This is a genomic window from Cupriavidus nantongensis, from assembly GCF_041726985.1.
Classification (GTDB): Bacteria; Pseudomonadota; Gammaproteobacteria; order Burkholderiales; family Burkholderiaceae; genus Cupriavidus; species Cupriavidus nantongensis_A.
In genome coordinates this window covers 1,823,040-1,840,011 of the sequence record NZ_CP168302.1, presented here as the reverse complement: position 1 = coordinate 1,840,011, position 16,972 = coordinate 1,823,040, and the positions used below count along the sequence as shown (strand labels likewise).

15 protein-coding genes are annotated in these 16,972 nt (G+C 68.4%); 7 read left to right on the top strand and 8 right to left on the bottom strand.

The annotated features are described in order from the left end of the window. The first annotated feature begins 23 nt into the window (after positions 1-23). Complete coding sequence (locus tag ACEI37_RS08005) at positions 24-2,228, top strand: phosphocholine-specific phospholipase C (RefSeq protein WP_373376211.1); 2,205 nt, start codon at positions 24-26, stop codon at positions 2,226-2,228. Between the two features lie 129 nt (positions 2,229-2,357). Here ACEI37_RS08005 and ACEI37_RS08000 read toward each other — a convergent pair whose 3' ends face one another. The 3 genes from ACEI37_RS08000 to ACEI37_RS07990 all read right to left on the bottom strand — a co-directional run bounded on the left by ACEI37_RS08000 (position 2,358) and on the right by ACEI37_RS07990 (position 5,621). Beyond that, the gene (locus ACEI37_RS08000) at positions 2,358-3,860 is read right to left on the bottom strand and encodes a tripartite tricarboxylate transporter permease (RefSeq protein ID WP_112774725.1); all 1,503 of its coding nucleotides are present in this window, start codon (positions 3,858-3,860) and stop codon (positions 2,358-2,360) included. 10 nt (positions 3,861-3,870) lie between these two features. After that, positions 3,871-4,332 (bottom strand): tripartite tricarboxylate transporter TctB family protein, encoded by a 462-nt coding sequence (locus tag ACEI37_RS07995; protein ID WP_373376210.1) that lies wholly within the window; start codon positions 4,330-4,332, stop codon positions 3,871-3,873. A 320-nt stretch (positions 4,333-4,652) separates the two neighbouring features. Continuing rightward, positions 4,653-5,621 carry an aliphatic sulfonate ABC transporter substrate-binding protein gene (locus ACEI37_RS07990; RefSeq protein ID WP_373376209.1) on the bottom strand — a complete coding sequence of 323 codons (969 nt, stop codon included), beginning with the start codon at positions 5,619-5,621 and terminating at the stop codon, positions 4,653-4,655. A 131-nt stretch (positions 5,622-5,752) separates the two neighbouring features. Between ACEI37_RS07990 and ACEI37_RS07985 the strand changes: the two genes are divergently transcribed. Continuing rightward, entirely contained in the window at positions 5,753-5,878 is a 126-nt protein-coding gene (locus tag ACEI37_RS07985) for a hypothetical protein (protein ID WP_373376208.1), read from the top strand. Here the strand turns inward: ACEI37_RS07985 and ACEI37_RS07980 are convergent. The 3 genes from ACEI37_RS07980 to ACEI37_RS07970 all read right to left on the bottom strand — a co-directional run bounded on the left by ACEI37_RS07980 (position 5,871) and on the right by ACEI37_RS07970 (position 8,887). Continuing rightward, complete coding sequence (locus ACEI37_RS07980) at positions 5,871-6,917, bottom strand: DUF1254 domain-containing protein (protein ID WP_373376207.1); 1,047 nt, start codon at positions 6,915-6,917, stop codon at positions 5,871-5,873. The two genes, ACEI37_RS07985 and ACEI37_RS07980, sit on opposite strands and share 8 nt — an antisense overlap. A gap of 77 nt (positions 6,918-6,994) precedes the next feature. Continuing rightward, positions 6,995-8,350 (bottom strand): DUF1214 domain-containing protein, encoded by a 1,356-nt coding sequence (locus ACEI37_RS07975; protein ID WP_373376206.1) that lies wholly within the window; start codon positions 8,348-8,350, stop codon positions 6,995-6,997. A gap of 114 nt (positions 8,351-8,464) precedes the next feature. After that, the gene (locus tag ACEI37_RS07970; protein WP_373376205.1) at positions 8,465-8,887 is read right to left on the bottom strand and encodes a PaaI family thioesterase; all 423 of its coding nucleotides are present in this window, start codon (positions 8,885-8,887) and stop codon (positions 8,465-8,467) included. A gap of 156 nt (positions 8,888-9,043) precedes the next feature. Between ACEI37_RS07970 and ACEI37_RS07965 the strand changes: the two genes are divergently transcribed. From ACEI37_RS07965 to ACEI37_RS07950, 4 genes are read left to right on the top strand one after another with little or no spacing between them, the layout of a single operon-like run. Continuing rightward, positions 9,044-9,787: a DUF3348 domain-containing protein gene (locus ACEI37_RS07965; RefSeq protein ID WP_373376204.1), complete on the top strand. Its 744-nt coding sequence runs from the start codon at positions 9,044-9,046 to the stop codon at positions 9,785-9,787. 10 nt (positions 9,788-9,797) lie between these two features. Beyond that, positions 9,798-12,686, top strand: coding sequence for a DUF802 domain-containing protein (locus tag ACEI37_RS07960; protein ID WP_373376203.1), 2,889 nt, complete (start codon positions 9,798-9,800; stop codon positions 12,684-12,686). After that, positions 12,683-13,330, top strand: a complete 648-nt coding sequence (locus ACEI37_RS07955; RefSeq protein ID WP_092312022.1) for an OmpA family protein — start codon at positions 12,683-12,685, stop codon at positions 13,328-13,330. The genes ACEI37_RS07960 and ACEI37_RS07955 overlap by 4 nt, the downstream gene beginning before the upstream one ends. Further along, positions 13,323-13,994 (top strand): DUF2894 domain-containing protein, encoded by a 672-nt coding sequence (locus ACEI37_RS07950; RefSeq protein WP_373376202.1) that lies wholly within the window; start codon positions 13,323-13,325, stop codon positions 13,992-13,994. The genes ACEI37_RS07955 and ACEI37_RS07950 overlap by 8 nt, the downstream gene beginning before the upstream one ends. A gap of 13 nt (positions 13,995-14,007) precedes the next feature. Here ACEI37_RS07950 and ACEI37_RS07945 read toward each other — a convergent pair whose 3' ends face one another. Beyond that, the gene (locus ACEI37_RS07945; RefSeq protein WP_373376201.1) at positions 14,008-15,021 is read right to left on the bottom strand and encodes an NAD(P)-dependent alcohol dehydrogenase; all 1,014 of its coding nucleotides are present in this window, start codon (positions 15,019-15,021) and stop codon (positions 14,008-14,010) included. Between the two features lie 93 nt (positions 15,022-15,114). Between ACEI37_RS07945 and ACEI37_RS07940 the strand changes: the two genes are divergently transcribed. After that, the gene (locus ACEI37_RS07940; protein WP_373376200.1) at positions 15,115-16,035 is read left to right on the top strand and encodes a LysR substrate-binding domain-containing protein; all 921 of its coding nucleotides are present in this window, start codon (positions 15,115-15,117) and stop codon (positions 16,033-16,035) included. Between the two features lie 28 nt (positions 16,036-16,063). On the opposite strand, the gene ACEI37_RS07935 is transcribed toward ACEI37_RS07940, so the two are convergent. After that, positions 16,064-16,909, bottom strand: a complete 846-nt coding sequence (locus ACEI37_RS07935) for an amidohydrolase (RefSeq protein ID WP_373376199.1) — start codon at positions 16,907-16,909, stop codon at positions 16,064-16,066. Between the last annotated feature and the right edge of the window lie 63 nt (positions 16,910-16,972).

Below are 16,972 nucleotides of genomic sequence, written 5' to 3'. Positions count from 1 at the left end.
GACAGAACGACCTCACCTACGCCATGACCTTCAATCCGTCCAAGCGACAGTTCCTCAAGACCAGCCTCGGCACCGGCGCCGCCGCCGCGGTGCTGGCCAGCTTTCCGCCCAGCATCCGCCGCGCGCTGGCGATCGAGGCCAACAACGCCACCGGCACCATCCAGGACGTCAAGCACGTCGTGATGGTGATGCTGGAAAACCGCTCGTTCGACAATTACTTCGGCACCTTCAAGGGCGTGCGCGGCTACGGCGACCGCTTTGCGATCCCGCTGCCGAATGGCAAGAACGCGTTCTACCAGACCGATGCCAACGGCAATACGCTGACGCCTTACCACCTCGACGAAACCCAGGGCAATGCGCAGCGCGCCGGCGGCACGCCGCACACCTGGCCCGATGCGCAGGCCGCCTGGGACCACGGCCGCATGGACCGCTGGCCGGTGGCCAAGAAGGCGCTGTCGATGGGCTACTACGACAACGCCGAGATCCCGTTCCAGCGCGCGCTGGCAGACGCCTTCACGCTGTGCGACGCGTACCACTGCGCGATGCACACCGGCACCATCCCCAACCGCCTGTTCTACTGGACCGGCAGCAACGGTCCGACCGGCGACAACGTCGCGGTGATGATCAATGAGTTCAACGCCGGCGCCGACGTGGGCCCGTCCACCGAGGGCTGGACCTGGAAGACCTACGCCGACCGCCTGCAAGGTGCGGGCGTGAGCTGGAAGGTCTACCAGAACGTGCCGGACAACTACGGCTGCAACCAGATGATGAGCTTCCGGCACTGGCGCGCCGAGATGGAAAAGATGCCCGAGGGACGCAAGCTGTCCAACACTGCCGGCACGGGCGTCAATCCGCCCTACAACCCGGATATCGACGACCAGTACAGCGCGCTGGCCAAGGGCTTCTGCAACACCATGCCCGACGGCGGCTTCCTGCAGTCGCTGCGCGACGACGTGCTCAACGGCCGGCTGCCCGAGGTGTCATGGATCATCCCGCCGGCCGAGTTCAGCGAGCACCCCGGCCCGTCCAGCCCGGCCAAGGGTGGCTGGTACGTGCAGGCCATCCTCGATGCGCTGACGGCATCGCCGGAGGTCTGGAGCAAGACCGTGCTGCTGATCAACTTCGACGAGAACGACGGGTTCTTCGACCACAGCCCGCCGCCGACGGCGCCGTCGCGCAACCCGGACGGCACGCTGGCCGGCAAGTCGACGCTGGACGATGCGCAGATGGCCTACGAGTACTTCAACTACCCGCCCGCCACGCCCAGGCAGCCGCCGCAGGATGGCAAGCCGTTCGGGCCGGGGCCGCGCGTGCCATTGTGGGTGGTGTCGCCTTGGAGCCGCGGCGGCTGGGTCAACTCCGAGGTGTTCGACCATACCTCGGTGCTGCGCTTCCTGGAAGCGCGCTTCGGCGTGATGGAGCCGCAGATCAGCGCCTACCGCCGCGCCGTTTGCGGCGACCTGACCAGCGCCTTTAACTTCGCCACGCCCAACACCGAGACGCTGCCCGTGCTGGCGGGGCGCACCACGCGCGCCGACGCCATCAGCCTGACCGCCTGGCAGCAGACGCAGCCCGCCATCCCGGTGCCAGCCTCGCCGGCGCTGCCGGCGCAGGCCACCGGCTCGCGCCCGTCGCGCAAGCTGCCGTATGAACTGCATACCAGCGCGCGCGTCGATGCCGCGTCGCGCACCGTGCGCCTGCTGTTCGCCAACGGCAGCGCGCACGAGGCGGGCGCGGTGTTCCATGTCTACGACAAGCTGCACCTGGACCGCATCCCGCGCCGCTACGTGGTCGAGGCCGGCAAGGCGCTGGACGATGCGTGGGACGTCAATGCGGACGGCGGCAAGTACGACCTGTGGGTGCTCGGCCCCAACGGCTACCACCGCGCCTTCACCGGCGACCTCAACGAGACTGCGACTACCTCAACCGAAATCCAGGTCTGCTACAACCCCTGCAAGAAACCGACGATCCAGGTCAAGCTGCACAACGACAGCGATGCCGACGTGACCTTTACGGTCAAGGCACTGGCCTATCGCGACGACGGCCCGTGGACGCAGCGGGTCAAGCGGGGCAAGGTGGAAACGCTGGAATGGCCGGTGGCCGAAAGCGGCAACTGGTACGACTTCGTCGTTACCTGCGAGGCCAGCCCGGCATTCACGCGCCGCTTTGCCGGCCGCATGGAGACCGGCGAGGATACCGTCAGCGATCCGGCGATGGGCGTGATCTGACGCTCGAACGTACGGGGCGCCGGGCGCCGGAACGCACTACGGCGCAAGGCCAGGGCTGTTTCGTCCGCAAGGGACGAAACAGCCCGTCGTTCTCGTTGCTGCGAGACTGCCTTGCCCCCCGCCCCCTCGTTATTCCTCCTGGAACGCCTCTTCGCGCTTGGCCTTGATCGACGGCAGCGCCACCACCGCCACCAGTGCCGCCGCGGCCACCAGCAGCCCCAGCGACAGCGGACGCGTGGTGAACACCGAGAAGTCCCCGCGCGACAGCAGCAAGGTGCGGCGGAAGTTCTCTTCCATCATCGGCCCCAGCACGAACCCTAGCAGCAGCGGCGCCGGCTCGCAGCGCAGCTTGTGGAAGACATAGCCGATCAGGCCACAGCTGGCCGCGGCAAAGACGTCGAACACCGTGTTGTTGACCGAGTAGACGCCGATGCTGCAGAACACCAGGATGGCCGGGTACAGGAAGCGGTAAGGCACCGTCAGCAGCTTCACCCACACGCCGATCAGCGGCAGGTTCAGCACCACCAGCATCAGGTTGCCGATCCACATCGACGCGATCAGGCCCCAGAACAGCGCGGGATTGCTGCTCATGACCTGCGGGCCGGGCTGGATGTTGTGGATCGTCATCGCCCCCACCATCAGCGCCATCACCGCATTGGGCGGGATGCCCAGCGTCAGCAGCGGAATGAACGAGGTCTGCGCCGCGGCGTTGTTGGCCGATTCCGGACCGGCCACGCCTTCGATCGCGCCCTTGCCGAATTCTTCCGGGTATTTCGACGCCTTCTTCTCCAGCGAATAAGCCGCGAACGAAGCCAGCGAGGCGCCGCCGCCCGGCAGGATGCCCAGCGACGAACCCAGTGCGGTGCCGCGCAGCACCGCCGGGATCATGCGCCGGAAGTCTTCCCGGGTCGGGAACAGGTTGGTGACGCGGTCGGTGAAGGTCTCGCGATGTTCCTTCTGCTCCAGGTTGGCGATGATCTCGGCAAAGCCGAACAGGCCCATCGCCAGCGCGGTAATGCTGATGCCGTCGGTCAGCTCCGGCACGTCGAACGAGAAGCGCGCGGCGCCCGAGTTCACATCGGTGCCCACCAGCCCCAGCAACAGCCCCAGCACGATCATCGCCACCGCCTTGACCAGCGAGCCAGAGGCCAGCACCACCGCGCCGATCAGGCCCAGCACCATCAGCGAGAAATACTCGGCGGGGCCGAACTTGAACGCCAGCTCCGACAGCGGCGTGGCAAACGCGGCCAGGATCAGCGTGGCCACGCTGCCGGCGAAGAACGAGCCCAGTCCCGCGGTGGCCAGCGCCACCCCGGCGCGTCCGCGCCGTGCCATCTGGTAGCCGTCCAGCGTGGTCACCACCGCCGACGATTCACCGGGCAGGTTCACCAGGATGGCGGTGGTAGAGCCGCCGTACTGCGCGCCGTAGTAGATGCCCGCCAGCATGATCAGCGCGGCCACCGGCGGCAACGTGTAGGTGATCGGCAGCAGCATGGCGATGGTGGCCAGCGGCCCCAGGCCCGGCAACACGCCAATCAGCGTGCCCAGCACACAGCCCAGGAAGGCATAGGCCAGGTTCTGCAGCGACAGCGCCGTGGAAAACCCCAGCGCAAGATGACTCAGCAACTCCATCCGATATCCCCTAGTTGACGAAAGCGGCCGGCCACACCGGCATCTGCAGGTTGATGCCATAGACAAAGGCCACGGTGCTGATAAGCACCAGGATCGCGGCGTTGAGAATGGCGCCCTTCCAGGTGAACTCATGGCTGGCCATCGACGACACCAGCACCAGCGCCAGCACCGACAGCACCATGCCGAGCGGCTTGAGCACCAGCCCGAACAGCACCACCGATCCCAGGATCCACAGCAGCGTCTTGATGTCCCAGCGCGCCATGCGGTCTTCTTCGCTCTTGTGCGACAGGGATCCGGCGGCGACCACGGCGCCCAGCAGCGCCAGCACGATGCCAAGCCAAAACGGGAAATAGCCCGGTCCCATCCTGGCGGCAGTGCCCATTGAATAGCCGCGGGCAACGAAGGAAAAGCTGAGGCCAAGGATGATGAACATCAGGCCGGAACAAAAGTCGGTTTGCTTGCGTATGCGCATGCAGGCTCCTTGAAGCGGGGGGCGACGCGACAACACCATCGGGTGGTGCCGGCTTCGGGAGTCCCGAACAATACATCATGTTGTGATATATTTTTCGGTCCGCAAGGGTTATTCCCTATAAATCGGTCGCAGGTTCAGGGCGCGCGTTGGCCATGGCGGCTGGCTTGCCGCTGGCGCCAGCAATGGCGTGCAGGGTAGAGGCAGGGAGCGAAAGGCGGTGTGCGAGGTCGGCGCTGCGACCGGGCGATGGGATGCGGTTCAGGACCTACAGGGCGCTAGCTGCGCCCCGCTGGACAAGCGGATGACCGGCCTGCCTCGGTTTATGCCTTGCGCCAGACCGGCGATGCCGACACCGCCACCTTGCGCGGCAGGATGCCCTGCGCGGCAAAGGCATCGGCAATGCGCTGCTGCTCGGCCAGCGCGGCCGCGTCGACCGTGCGCACGGCATAACTGCGCCGCGCGTTAGCGGCTTCCACGGTGGCGGCATCCAGGCCGATCAGCGGCGCGTGCCAGCGCGCGGCCTCGGCGGGATTGCGCTTGACCCAGTCGCCGGCGTCGCGCAGCGAGTCGAACACCACCTCGAGCACCTCGGCATGCGTGCGCGCGAACGGCGTGGCCGCCAGGTAGAAGCGGCGATAGCTCGACAGCCCTTCGCCGTCGCGCAGCACGCGCGCATTGGACTGGCGCTGCACCGCCGCCAGGAACGGGTCCCAGATCACCCACGCCGCCACGCTGCCGCGCTCGAACGCCGCGCGCGCATCGGCGGGACTCAGGTAGGCCGGCTCGATGTCGCGGATCGACAGTCCCGCGCGCGCCAGCGCTTCGAGCACCAGGTAGTGCGCGCCGGCGCCCTTGGCAAACGCCACGCGCCGGCCCTTGAGCTGGGCCACCTCGCGGATCGGCGAATCGGCGCGCACCACGATCGCCTGAGCCTGTGGCGACGGAGTCTCGGTCGCGTAATACGTGAGCGACGCGCCCGCAGCCAGCGCGAACGGCGGCACCGCATCGGCCACGTCGGCACTGAGGTCGATGTTGCCGAGGTTCAGCGCCTCCAGCAGCGGCAGGCCGGAGGTGAACTCATACCACTGCACCGCCACGCCTTTTGGCGCCAGCGCCTGTTCCAGCGTCTGCCTCGATTTCAGCAGGATCATCAGCGTGGAGGACTTCTGGTAGCCGATGCGCAATGTTGTCGGGCCCTGGCCCAGGCTGATGCCGGGCAGCGCACTGGCCGCGGCCGCGCCCGCTGCGGCCAGAAGCCAGCGGCGACGGGAATTGTGGGTCGGGGTCATGGCGGTGCTCCGGGTAGGCAAATCGGAGCGCCAGCTTAGTCGCGGAACCGGGCCGAGCCAACGAAGATTGTCGCCGATGCTTATGCGGCGGCAATCATCAGGGTTCCCGCGCCACTCCCCCACCAAATTCCATGAACCTGTCCGCCGGCATTCCCATCCTCCGCATCGTCTCGGTCGACAAGGCCATGGAGTTCTACCTGGTAGGGCTGGGCTTCCCGTTGTGTCGGGAAGCCGGTGCCGGCACGCCGCTCAGTTGACCGGCTGCGGCTGCGGGAAATTCCAGGCGCCGCTCAGCACCTCGGCGCGGGGCCGATAGAGCCGCACTGTGTAGTTCCAGCCCTCGACCACCGGCAGGCAGTTGGGTACCTGGCCGTCGCAGCCGCCAAACTGGATGGCGATGGCGCCATCGCTGCCCTTCTTTGCGGTCAGGTTGTTGACCGTGTAGGCATTGGCGGGATTTTTCTGGAAGTAGCCGGCGGCGTTGTAGACGCTGACCGACCAGAACGCATCGACGGGCACGTCCTTCACATTGAGGCGATACACCGTCTTGCCGTCGTTCTTCGCGGGCGTGATGTTGAGGTAGACGGCATCCTTGTCAGGATTGCCGCCCCATGCCGCGGCAGTGCCGATCAGGCGCCGTACCGGGTCGACGGTATCCGGGGTGCCGAACGCCTTCCTGAAGTCCGGCATGGTCGAGGCCAGCACCAGCAGCGCATCGCGGACCTTCTTCTGGCTGGCGGCATCCCACGCGGGCGTCTCGAATTTCCCCGGCGTCTTCTGGCTTACCTTGATCGCATCCTGCAGCGCATGGACCTGCCGGATGTCGTCCGGACTGTTCGGGTCCACCAGCGTGCGGATTGCCGTGGCCACGTAGCGCGTGCCGACGTTCTCGCGCGTCAGCGTATGCGTGCCCTTGCCGTAGAACACATTGGGCACATAGTGGTCTTCGTTGATCACCTGCAAGGCCATGAAGCGCTTGCCCGGGTCCGGCATCGTAATGGTCACCGGTCCGGCATCGAGGTCGAACACGCCGGACGAATACAGCGTATCGCGGTTAAGGCGGATCACGGTCTGGTGGTCAATCGATGCCGGCTCGCGGCGATGCAGCAGCTTGCCGATGCCGCCCTGCTTGGCCAGCCCGCCCATAAACATGTCGGTCTCTGCCCGAATGAAGTTGTCGACGGTAACGGGAACGGGTGTGCCGGCCGGCGGCGTTGTTGCCGGTTGGGCGTGGACGGTGCCAAGCATGGCGAACGCAATGCCAGTCGTGCAGGCGGCGGTCAGTTTCATCTTCATGCTGAATTCCATGTGTTTGGATGGATTGGAAGCGGGCCCTGCCCCAAGGGCATGGCGCCGGGGCCAGGCTTGGCTGATCAGTTACGCCTGACCAGCGGCGCGGGGAACCACTGCCCCGACAGGATTTGCTGGTCCGGCCCATACAGGCGGAAGGTCAGATTGTAGTTCTGCCCCCTGGGCGTCGGCAGCCAGTTGCCATCGGGCACACCCTTAGGCCTGGCAGGCGCGAAGAACAGCGTCAGCGAACCGTCCTTGCCATAGCTCAGCCTGGACTGCTTGTTGATCAGGAACCGGTTGTTCGCATTGGGGATCACGCGGAAGTCCCTGGAATCCACTGCGATCACCGACCAGAAGTACTTGACGTGTCGGGCGGGCAGTTCCTCTTTGGGGAAGGTGATGGTGTAGACGTTGCCGCCGTCCAGCTTGGCGCCTGCGCCGTCCGTATCCGTCTTGAAATAGACCACCTCGTCAGTGCTGTTGGCCCAGATCCCGGCCAGGTTCACGAGGGTACGGGTCTGGTAGTCGCTGCCGTACTTGCCGATGGTCGCTGGCCGGTTCCAGCCGTTCTTGAACGTCCCAGCCGTGGAGAACGACCTGAAGAACGCGGGCAGGGCCTTCTCGCGGATGACCTTGTCCACCCGCGCGCGTTCGGCGGGCCCGCTGGCCACCGCGGCGCTGACGGCTCGCACCTTGGCCTGCAAGGCGTCCATGCCCGGATTGATGTCCGGCTCCGAACCGAGCGCAAGGGCCGCCGAATCAAAGGCTTCCGCGCCGGGCAGCTTGTCATTGCTGAAGGCGGGCGTGGCAGGCACCGGGGCGATCGTTGGCGTGCCGGTGGTCCGCATCGTAATCCGATGCTGCAGCGCGACCGCCTGCTTCTTGTCGGCGCCGATTTCCACGCGAGCCAGTACCCGTGCGGTCTTGCCCGGCAGATCGATGCGCCGCGCAGAAGGCGGGAGTGCCACGCTGGCCCCCTTCAGGCAGACCGCGAAGTCGCCGCCCGGATGGTCCGGATAGTTGCGCTCGTTGATATTGGCAACGGTTTCGCCCCAGCCGTTCAGGAACTGGATGGTGTAGTAGCGCCCCTTGATGGCCGGCACGCTGAAGATCGTGCAGCTCTTTTCATCGACGGCGACCCAGGCCTCACTATAGGCAACGTCCAGGTTCGGATTGGCCCAGGACACTCCGCCGACGTCGCGATGGATGATCTGGTTCCAGCGGAAGCCTTCCTTCTGGAAGTCGGCCTGCTCCTGGCGCAAGACCAACAGCCGGCCCAGCAGGTAGAGGTAGGCATCATGGATGTCCTGTTCCGACACCGCACCCGCCGGGGTGCCCGTGGCCGCAGCCTGCGGGTGGCTGCTGCATCCGGACAGGCCCGCCAGCATGGAAACGGCCAGCAGGGCCACACCAGCCGCTCGCTTTGGGAAGTACATGGGTTCCTCGTTCCAGTAGGGTGGCTGCAAAGACCAAACTGTCGCAGAGGGGTAGCGAAAAGTGAATTAAGTTTATTGCTCAGGTGATCTAAACCAAATCAGCCGGCCAGACCATCAGTCCTGCTGCGCGCCCACCACCAGAAACACCGCGGTGGTACTGGCCACCGGCTTGCCGCCGGCGCTGATCAGCGCCTTCGCGAACGCCAGCCGAGAGCCTGCCTTGATGACCTCGACCTGCGACTCGATCCAGTCGCCCAGCTTCGCCGTGCCGACGTAGTCGATGCTCAGGTTGGCCGTGGTCATGCGCAACGGCGGCTGCTGCGAGGTCGCGGTGACATAGCCGAGCGAGACATCGGCCAGCGTGGCAACCAGCCCGCCGTGCACGGTGCCCGAGGCATTGGTGTGCTTCTCTTCCACTCTGAGCGCCACCGTGAAGCCCTGTGCCAGCGGCTTGTAGAAATAAGGCCCGGTAGCGTCCAGGAACGGGCTGGTGCGGAACAGCGGTTGATAGCCTTCGGGCAGGCCTTCAGGTTGCATGGCGTGGCTCCGGGTCGGGTTGGGCAGGATCGGGGCGGTACCGGTCGCGACCGGTCGGGACCAGTCGAAAGCGGATTCCCGCCATCATCCACCAGCCCCGCCGGTCGCGCCACTGCCCGGGGCGTGTAAACTGCTGCCTTTTTCGAATCCAGCGGAATGTTACAAGTGCCCCGGCGCACAGGCCTGAGCGGACCCACGCTGGTCCGCCTGCTGGCCCGCCTGGCTGACGCCGACGCCCCCGCCCCTGCAAGCTCGCTTTCCAGCCAGCTGAGCCAATGGCTTGGCTGGGCGGATGCGATCGCGCTGTCATCTGCGCTGAAGGCCCATGCGCCCGCCATGCCAGCGACTGCAAGTGCCGGCGGCAGCACCGAAGCGCAGGAATGCGCGCGCGTGCGCGCCCGGCTGGCGGATGCGATTGCCGAAGACACGGCGCCGGCAGCCCGGCGGCGCGGGCCGGCGCGACCGTCGGCGCTGCCCGACCCGGTCGATGCGCAGGTCGACTACGCGGTCCATCGCCAGCGTTACCAGACGCTGCAGCAGACCATGGAAACCGCCATCGGCAGCGCGCGCGCGCGCCTGCGCGCCGCACTGTCGGCCCGCACGCCGGCGCTGGCCAAGCTGGCGATGGTCGACGCGGTGATGGAGCGCGTGCTCGGCACGCGCGAGCAAAGCCTGCTGGGCGCGGTGCCGAACCTGCTGGAGCCGCACTTCCAGCGCCTGCGCCAGGCCGAAGCCGCGGCACTGGAGGCGCAGGGGCAGGGGCAAGAACAACCCGCGGCGGTGCGGCCCGGCACATGGCTTGGGGCGTTCCGCAAGGATATGCAGAGCGTGCTGCTCGCCGAACTCGAAATCCGCTGGCAGCCCGTCGAAGGCCTTCTGGCGGCGCTGCAAGACAGCTAACCCGGACATCATGACCCGATACCTATCCCATATTGTTGCGTTCCTGGCGGGCCTGGCGGTCGTCTGCTGGATTGGCGCGGGCTATGCCGGCACCAATTTCCTCGCGCTCGTCGTCACCCTGCTGATCGGCGGTTTCTACATCGGCGGCGCGCTGGAACTGCTGCGCTACCGGCAGGCCACCGCCACGCTGGCGCAGGCACTGGCCGGCCTGGCCGAAGCACCGGCAAGCCTGGGCGGCTGGCTGGAACGCCTGCACCCCAGCCTGCGCGACAGCGTGCGGCTGCGCGTCGAAGGCGAACGCGTGGGCCTGCCCGGCCCCGCGCTGACGCCGTACCTGGTCGGGCTGCTGGTGCTGCTGGGCATGCTGGGCACGTTCCTCGGCATGGTGGCCACGTTGCGCGGCACCGGCATCGCGCTGGAAGGCGCGACCGACCTGCAGGCGATTCGCGCTTCGCTGGCGGCGCCGGTCAAGGGCCTCGGCTTTGCCTTCGGCACCTCGGTCGCCGGCGTGGCCACCTCTGCCATGCTGGGCCTGCTGTCCGCGCTGTGCCGGCGCGAACGCATCCAGGCAGCGCAGACGCTCGACGCCCGCATCGCCACCACGCTGCGCAGCTACTCGCGCGGCCATCAGCGCGACCACCAGCGCGACCAGGCCCTGCAGCTGCTGCAGCGCCAGGCCGACGTGATGCCGGCACTGGCCGAACAGATGCAGGCCATGATGCGCGCCATGGCGCAACAGCACGAGGCCCTGGCCGAGCGGCTGGTGGCAAGCCAGGACGCCTTCCACGGCAAGACCGAGGCGGTCTATGCGCGCCTGGCGTCATCGGTTGAGCAATCGCTGAAGGACAGCATCGCCGACAGCGCCCGCGCCGCGGGCGCCGCGATCCAGCCCGCGGTGGACGCGACCATGGCCGGCCTGGCGCGCGAGACCACGGCCCTGCGCGAAACCGTCACGCAAGCGGTGCAACAGCATCTGGACGGCGTTTCGAGCCGGTTCGAGCGCGCCACCGCCGGTGTCGCCGATACCTGGAACCAGGCGCTCGCCGGCCATCAGCGCACCAGCGAGGCGCTGGCGGTGGACCTGCGCACATCGCTCGATGGCTTCAGCCAGACCTTCGAACAACGCTCGGCCAGCCTGCTGGATGGCGTCGCCAGCCGCTTCGATGCGGTCGCGGCCAGCACCGCCGGGGCCTGGCGCGAGGCGCTGTCGCAACAGCAGCAAGCCGGCGAAAAACTGGCCGGCGACAACCAGCAGGCGCTGGCCGCCGCCGCGGCAACGTTCGGCGAGCACGCCGCGGCGCTGGTGCGCAGCGTCGACGCCTCGCATGCCGGCCTGCAGGCACAGCTGGCCGCGCAGGACGCGCAGCGCCTGTCGGCCTGGGCCGACACGCTCGACGGCATGACCGCGACCCTGCGCCAGCAACTGGAACAACTGAACGCCCACACCGTCAGCCGCCACGACGAAATCAGTGCCACGCTGGCGCAGAACGTGCGCGAGGTCTCGGCGCAGACGCAGGCGCATGCCAGCAGCACGCTCGCCGAGATCAACCGCCTGGTGCAAGCCGCTGCCGAAGCGCCAAAGGCCGCTGTCGCGCTGCAGGCCGAACTGGCGTCGCGCGATGAAGCGCGCTTTGCCGCATGGACCGATACGCTCGGCAGCATCACGGCAACGCTGCGCCAGGAATGGCAGCAGCTGAACGCGCACACGGTCGCGCGCCAGGACGAAATCAGCGCGACGCTGGCGCAGCACGTGCAAGAGATCTCCGCGCAGACGCAGGCGCATGCCAGCCGCACGCTCGCCGAAATCGACCGCCTGGTGCAGGCCGCCTCGGAAGCGCCGAAGGCCGCGGTCGCGCTGCAGGCGGAACTGGCCGAGCGCGATGCAGCGCGCTTCGCCGGCTGGACCGAAACCCTCGGCGGCATCGCCGCGACGCTGCGCCAGCAGTGGGAGCAGTCCAGCACGCATGCCGCCGCGCGCCAGCAGGAAGTCTGCGAGGCGCTGGCACAGACTGCGCGCGCGATTTCGACCGAAACGCAGGCGCACACCAGCACCACCCTGGCCGAGATCGATCGCCTGGTGCAGGCCGCGGCCGAGGCACCCAAGGCCGCCACCGCCCTGCAGGCCGAACTGGTGGCGCAGGACGCGCAACGCCTGGCCACGTGGACCGAAACGCTGGGCACCATGGCAGCTTCGCTGCGCGGCGAATGGGAGCAGGCCAGCACGCACGCCACCGCGCGCCAGCAAGAGATCTGCGAAACGCTGGCCGTCACCGCGCGCGACATGGCGGCGCAGGCCCAGGCCCAGGCCACCGATACCGTCGCCGAAGTCTCGCGCCTGCTGCAGGCCGCGAGCGAAGCGCCCCGCGCCGCCGCCGAGGTCATTGCGGAGCTGCGCGAGAAGCTGACCGAGGGCATGGCGCGCGACCACGCCATGCTGGAAGAACGCAGCCGCATGATGGAAACGCTGGGCACGCTGCTCGACGCCGTCAACCACGCCTCCACCGAGCAGCGCACCGCGGTCGATACGCTGGTCGCTACCACCGCCGACCTGCTCGAGCGCGTCGGCGGCCGCTTCACCGACAAGGTCGAGGCCGAGACCGGCAAGCTTGCCGACATCGCCGCGCAGGTCACCGGCAGCGCGGTCGAGGTGGCCAGCCTGGGCGAAGCCTTCGGCGTGGCGGTGCAGCTGTTCAGCGATTCGAATGGCAAGCTGATCGAACACCTGCAGCGCATCGAGGCCGCGCTGGACAAGTCGATGACGCGCAGCGACGAGCAACTGGCCTACTACGTGGCGCAGGCGCGCGAGGTGGTCGACCTGAGCATGCTGTCGCAGAAGCAGATCCTGGAAGACCTGCAGCAGCGCGCAGACCGGCAGGCGCCCAGCGCAGAGGCGGCATGAGAGAAGAACTCGACGCCGGCGTTGAGCCGACGGTGCCGGCCTGGGCGGTCTTTGGCGACCTGATGTCGGTGCTGCTGGGCGCGTTCGTGCTGGTGCTGCTGGGGGTCATCGGCGTGCAGATGGAGCTGTCGGCACGGCTCGAAGCCGAGGTGAAGCAGCGGCAAGAGGAAGCCCAGCGCCGCGAAACGCTGGAAAAGGCGCTGGCCGGGCCGCTCGCCGCCGGCCGGGTGACGCTGGTGAACGGGCGTATCGGCATCAGCGGCAGCGTGCTGTTTGCGCTGAATTCCGCCGAGCTGCAGCCCGAAGGCCGTGACCTGCTCAGGAGCCTGGCCCAACCGCTGTCGGCCTACTTGCGCAGCCGCGACGAGATCCTGATGGTCAGCGGCTTTACCGACGACCAGCAGGTACGCGAGGGCAACCGGCGCTTTGCCGACAACTGGGAACTGTCGGCGCAGCGCGCCCTGACCGTGACCCGCACGCTGATCGATGCGGGCATCCCACCGTCGTCGGTGTTCTCGGCCGCGTTCGGCTCGCAGCAGCCGGTCACGCCGAATGCCGATGCCGCCGGCCGCGCGAAAAACCGGCGCGTGGAAATCTCGCCGGTGCCGCGCGTGACCACCGGCACGGTGAAGGCGCATGGCTGAGCTCGACGCGGCGGCCGGTGCCCGCGCGCAACTCGACGCCTGGCAGGCCAGCGGCGCCGATCGCGCCGACCCCGTGCGCTTTCGGCTGATGCAGGCCCTGGCCGCCCGTGCGGCCGGACACGGCGGCGCGGCGCGGCACTTGCTGGAGGCGCGCCTGCAGGAACTGGTTGCCGCTTATGCCGCCATCGTGCCGGGCAACGCCGATAAGGCTGGCGACACCGCTTGCGAGCCGCCGCCGACGCCAGCCGTGAGCGCGCTGGGGGCACTGGTCCACGACCTCTCCGCGCGCGCCAGGCCTACCATCGCGGCGGCTTCGAACGATGCCCGTCCGCGGCCGCCGGCACCGGCGCAAGCGGTGGACACGCCGCTGGTCGACACCCTCGCCGACTACTTCCGCGAGACCTGGGCCAGGGTCAGCGTCGAGCAGCAGTTCCGCCAGTCGCTGGAGCGCGTGCCGGAGAACGCCGGGCCTCTCAATACTGACCATCTCGTGCATCGCGCGCTATCGCTGATGCGGGAGACCTCGCCGGAATACCTGCGGCATTTCCTGTCGTATGTCGAGGGCATGGCGTGGCTGGAACAGTCAAGCGCGGCCGCAGCGGCGCAAAAGGAAGCGGCCCGCGCCGCCGCCAGGAAAAATACGCGCGCCAAGGCCCGCAAGTAGCAGCCGGGCCGCCTCAGTCCAGCCGCACCACCACCTTGCCGAAGGCGCCCCGCTCGAGGTGATCGAGCGCCGCCGGCAATTCGCCGAAACCATACGCGCGCTCGACCACGGGGCGCAGCTCCAGCCAGTCGACAGCGCGCACCAGGTCCTGCAACGCGCGTCGGTGCGACACCCCGATGCCCTGCACGGTTACGCGGCCATGCAGCACCGGATAGACGTTGGCGCGCAGTTCGTCGCCCTGCAGGTTGCCGATCACCGAGATCCGGCCGCCCTGTGCCAGCGCAGCCAGCGAGCGGCCAAAGTTGTCGCCGCCAGCCAGTTCCAGCACATGATCGGCGCCATGGCCGCCGGTCAGCTCGCGCACCGCGGCGGGCCAGTCCGGCGTGCGGCCGCGATGGATGCCGTGCGCCGCGCCGAGCGCCTGCGCGCGCGCCAGCTTGTCGTCGCTGCCCGACACCACGATCACGCGCGCGCCCTGGGCACGGGCGATCTGCACCGCGAACAAGGCCACGCCGCCAGTGCCAATCACGACCACGGTATCCCCGGGCCGCGTCACCGTGGCCTCGGCCAGCGCCTGCCATGCCGTCAGGCCGGCGCAGGTCAGCGTGCTGGCGTGCGCGGCGTCGAGCGTGCGCGGCGCCGCCACCAGCGCGTCCTCGGCCAGCACCACGTATTCGGACAGCATGCCCGGGCCCGGCACGCCCAGCGGCTTGCTGCGGCGCGGCTGCACGCCATCGAGCCAGCCGGTGAAGAAGGTGCTGATCACCGCGTCGCCCACGGCAAAGTCGGCAACGCCATCGCCGACGGCCACGACTTCGCCGCGCATGTCCGACCCCGGCACCAGCGGCGGCTGCACCGGCATGCCCATGCCGTCGTGGATGATCATCAGGTCGCGGTAGTTCAGGGCCACCGCATGCACGCGCACCAGCACTTCGCCATGCCCCGGCGTGGGTATCGGCGCATCGACGCGATGCAGGTGGTTGCGGCCGAATGCCGAAAGTTGCCAGCGTTGCATGGAGGAAGTCATGGGTGCAGTCCTGTGTGTGGAAAACGGTGAACCCACTATACTGATTCCCCTTTAGATCCATTGGGCAATTGAAGTCCTTCCTGTGTATCCATCGTGGAACCAATCACCCATGACCGGCTGGCCGGCATCACGGCCTTCGTGGCCGCGGCGGAAGCCGGCAGCTTTGCCCAGGCGGCGGCGCGCCTGGGCCTGACGCGCTCCGCCATCGGCAAGGCCATTGCCCGGCTGGAGGCGCGCGTCGGGGCGCGCCTGTTCGTGCGCACCACGCGCAGCCTGGCGCTGACCGACGACGGCCAGGCGTTCTACGAGCGCTGCGCCCAGGCGCTGGAGGAACTGGATGCCGCGCAGCACATGCTGGAAGCCGGGCGCGGCGCCGTCGCGGGCCGCGTACGCGTGAGCGCGCCGGTAGTGTTCGGCCGCCATCATGTGGCGCCGCTGCTGCTGCAACTGGCGGAGCGTCATCCGCAACTGCGGCTGGAAGGGAATTTCACCGACCGGCTGGTGGACTTTGCCGACGACGGCATCGACCTGGCGATCCGCAGCGGCCGCCTGCCGGACAGCGACACGCTGGTGGCACGGCCGCTGGGCACACAGGCCATGGTGCTGTGCGCGGCGCCCGACTACCTGCGCCGTCACGGCACACCTGCCAGCGCTGCCGGACTCCTGTCGCACCAATGCCTGGTCTACCTGCGCGGCAGCCAGCCCGTACCCTGGTCGCTGGCCGACACCGACGGCGATCCGGTGCGGCCGGAGCTGTCGCACCGGCTCGCCTTCGACGACATCGACACCCTCGCCATGGCCGCGATCCACGGCGCCGGCGTGGCCAACCTGCCGCTGTGGCTGGTGCGCGCGCCGCTGCACCAGGGCACGCTGGTGCGCTTGCTGCCGCAGGCCTCGCTCAGCCGCACGCCGTTGCACCTGGTATGGCCACGCACGCGTTTCCTGCCGCACAAGCTGCGGGTGACCATCGATTTGCTGGTGGCCGCGCTGCCGGCGGTGCTGACGGTGGATTGAAGGCTCGCCGGGCGACGCCGCGATACCGCTACGCCGCCATAGCAAACCCGTAAAGCGCCGCGGCGTTGCGCCAGCGCAGCGCGGCGGACAACGCCGCGTCGTCACCATCCTGCCCCCGCCACGCGGCCAGCTCGCGGCACTCGTCCAGCCGCTGCGGCCCCTCGTGATTGGTCCACGGCCAGTCGCTGCCCCACAGCAGACGGTCATCGCCGACGGTGTCGCGCCAGCGCTGCGCCAGCAGCGGCCAGTCGTGCGGCGATGCCAGCCGGTAGGGCGCGCTGATTTTCACCCACACCTGGCGGCGCGCGCGCACTGCCCTGGCGGCATCGAAGAGCGCATCCGCGATCCCTGCCGTGCCGGGGCGGCCGAAGTGGTCAAGCACGACCGGCGCGCCGGCATCGCCAAGCGCCGCATCGAGCTGCGCCAGCACCATGGCGCCCTGCCCGTTGCCCGTATGCAGCTCGACGTGCCAGCCCAGCGCGGCAATCCTGTGGAACAGCGCACGCCATGGCGGGGTGCCGATGCGTTGCCATTCGGGATCGCCGTACAGGTTCAGGCGGATGCCGCGCACGCCGGCGGCCTGCAGCGCCGTCAGTTGCGCGTCCGTGATCGCCGGGTCGATCACCGCCACGCCGCGCAGGCGGCCGGGGAGCGCCTGCAGCGCGGCCAGCAGCGCCGTATTGTCGGTGCCGAGAAAGCTGGTCTGCACCACCACCCCATACAGGTCGCCCTGGCCGTCCAGGCTGCCGAGCGCTGCCTGCCAGTCGTGCAGCCCGGCGGCATAGGCCGGCCGGTAGCGTGCCGAAGCCGTGGCCACGCCGTTTTCGAACACGTGGAAATGGGTATCCACCAGCGGCGAAGCGCGCCTGCTCATCATAAGCCTCCGTGGGGCGGGTATATCCGGATATGGCATCCAGAACCGCGTCAGTATTCTAGT

Coding starts and splice junctions, on each gene's coding strand:
- ACEI37_RS07975 (WP_373376206.1), bottom strand. CDS start 8,350: ATGTACTTCCCAAAGCGAGCGGCTGGTGTGGCCCTGCTGGCCGTTTCC.
- ACEI37_RS07935 (WP_373376199.1), bottom strand. CDS start 16,909: ATGAGCAGGCGCGCTTCGCCGCTGGTGGATACCCATTTCCACGTGTTC.
- ACEI37_RS08000 (WP_112774725.1), bottom strand. CDS start 3,860: ATGGAGTTGCTGAGTCATCTTGCGCTGGGGTTTTCCACGGCGCTGTCG.
- ACEI37_RS07960 (WP_373376203.1), top strand. CDS start 9,798: ATGACCCGATACCTATCCCATATTGTTGCGTTCCTGGCGGGCCTGGCG.
- ACEI37_RS07945 (WP_373376201.1), bottom strand. CDS start 15,021: ATGACTTCCTCCATGCAACGCTGGCAACTTTCGGCATTCGGCCGCAAC.
- ACEI37_RS07990 (WP_373376209.1), bottom strand. CDS start 5,621: ATGACCCCGACCCACAATTCCCGTCGCCGCTGGCTTCTGGCCGCAGCG.
- ACEI37_RS07950 (WP_373376202.1), top strand. CDS start 13,323: ATGGCTGAGCTCGACGCGGCGGCCGGTGCCCGCGCGCAACTCGACGCC.
- ACEI37_RS08005 (WP_373376211.1), top strand. CDS start 24: ATGACCTTCAATCCGTCCAAGCGACAGTTCCTCAAGACCAGCCTCGGC.
- ACEI37_RS07980 (WP_373376207.1), bottom strand. CDS start 6,917: ATGAAGATGAAACTGACCGCCGCCTGCACGACTGGCATTGCGTTCGCC.
- ACEI37_RS07965 (WP_373376204.1), top strand. CDS start 9,044: ATGTTACAAGTGCCCCGGCGCACAGGCCTGAGCGGACCCACGCTGGTC.
- ACEI37_RS07985 (WP_373376208.1), top strand. CDS start 5,753: ATGAACCTGTCCGCCGGCATTCCCATCCTCCGCATCGTCTCGGTCGAC.
- ACEI37_RS07955 (WP_092312022.1), top strand. CDS start 12,683: ATGAGAGAAGAACTCGACGCCGGCGTTGAGCCGACGGTGCCGGCCTGG.
- ACEI37_RS07970 (WP_373376205.1), bottom strand. CDS start 8,887: ATGCAACCTGAAGGCCTGCCCGAAGGCTATCAACCGCTGTTCCGCACC.
- ACEI37_RS07995 (WP_373376210.1), bottom strand. CDS start 4,332: ATGCGCATACGCAAGCAAACCGACTTTTGTTCCGGCCTGATGTTCATC.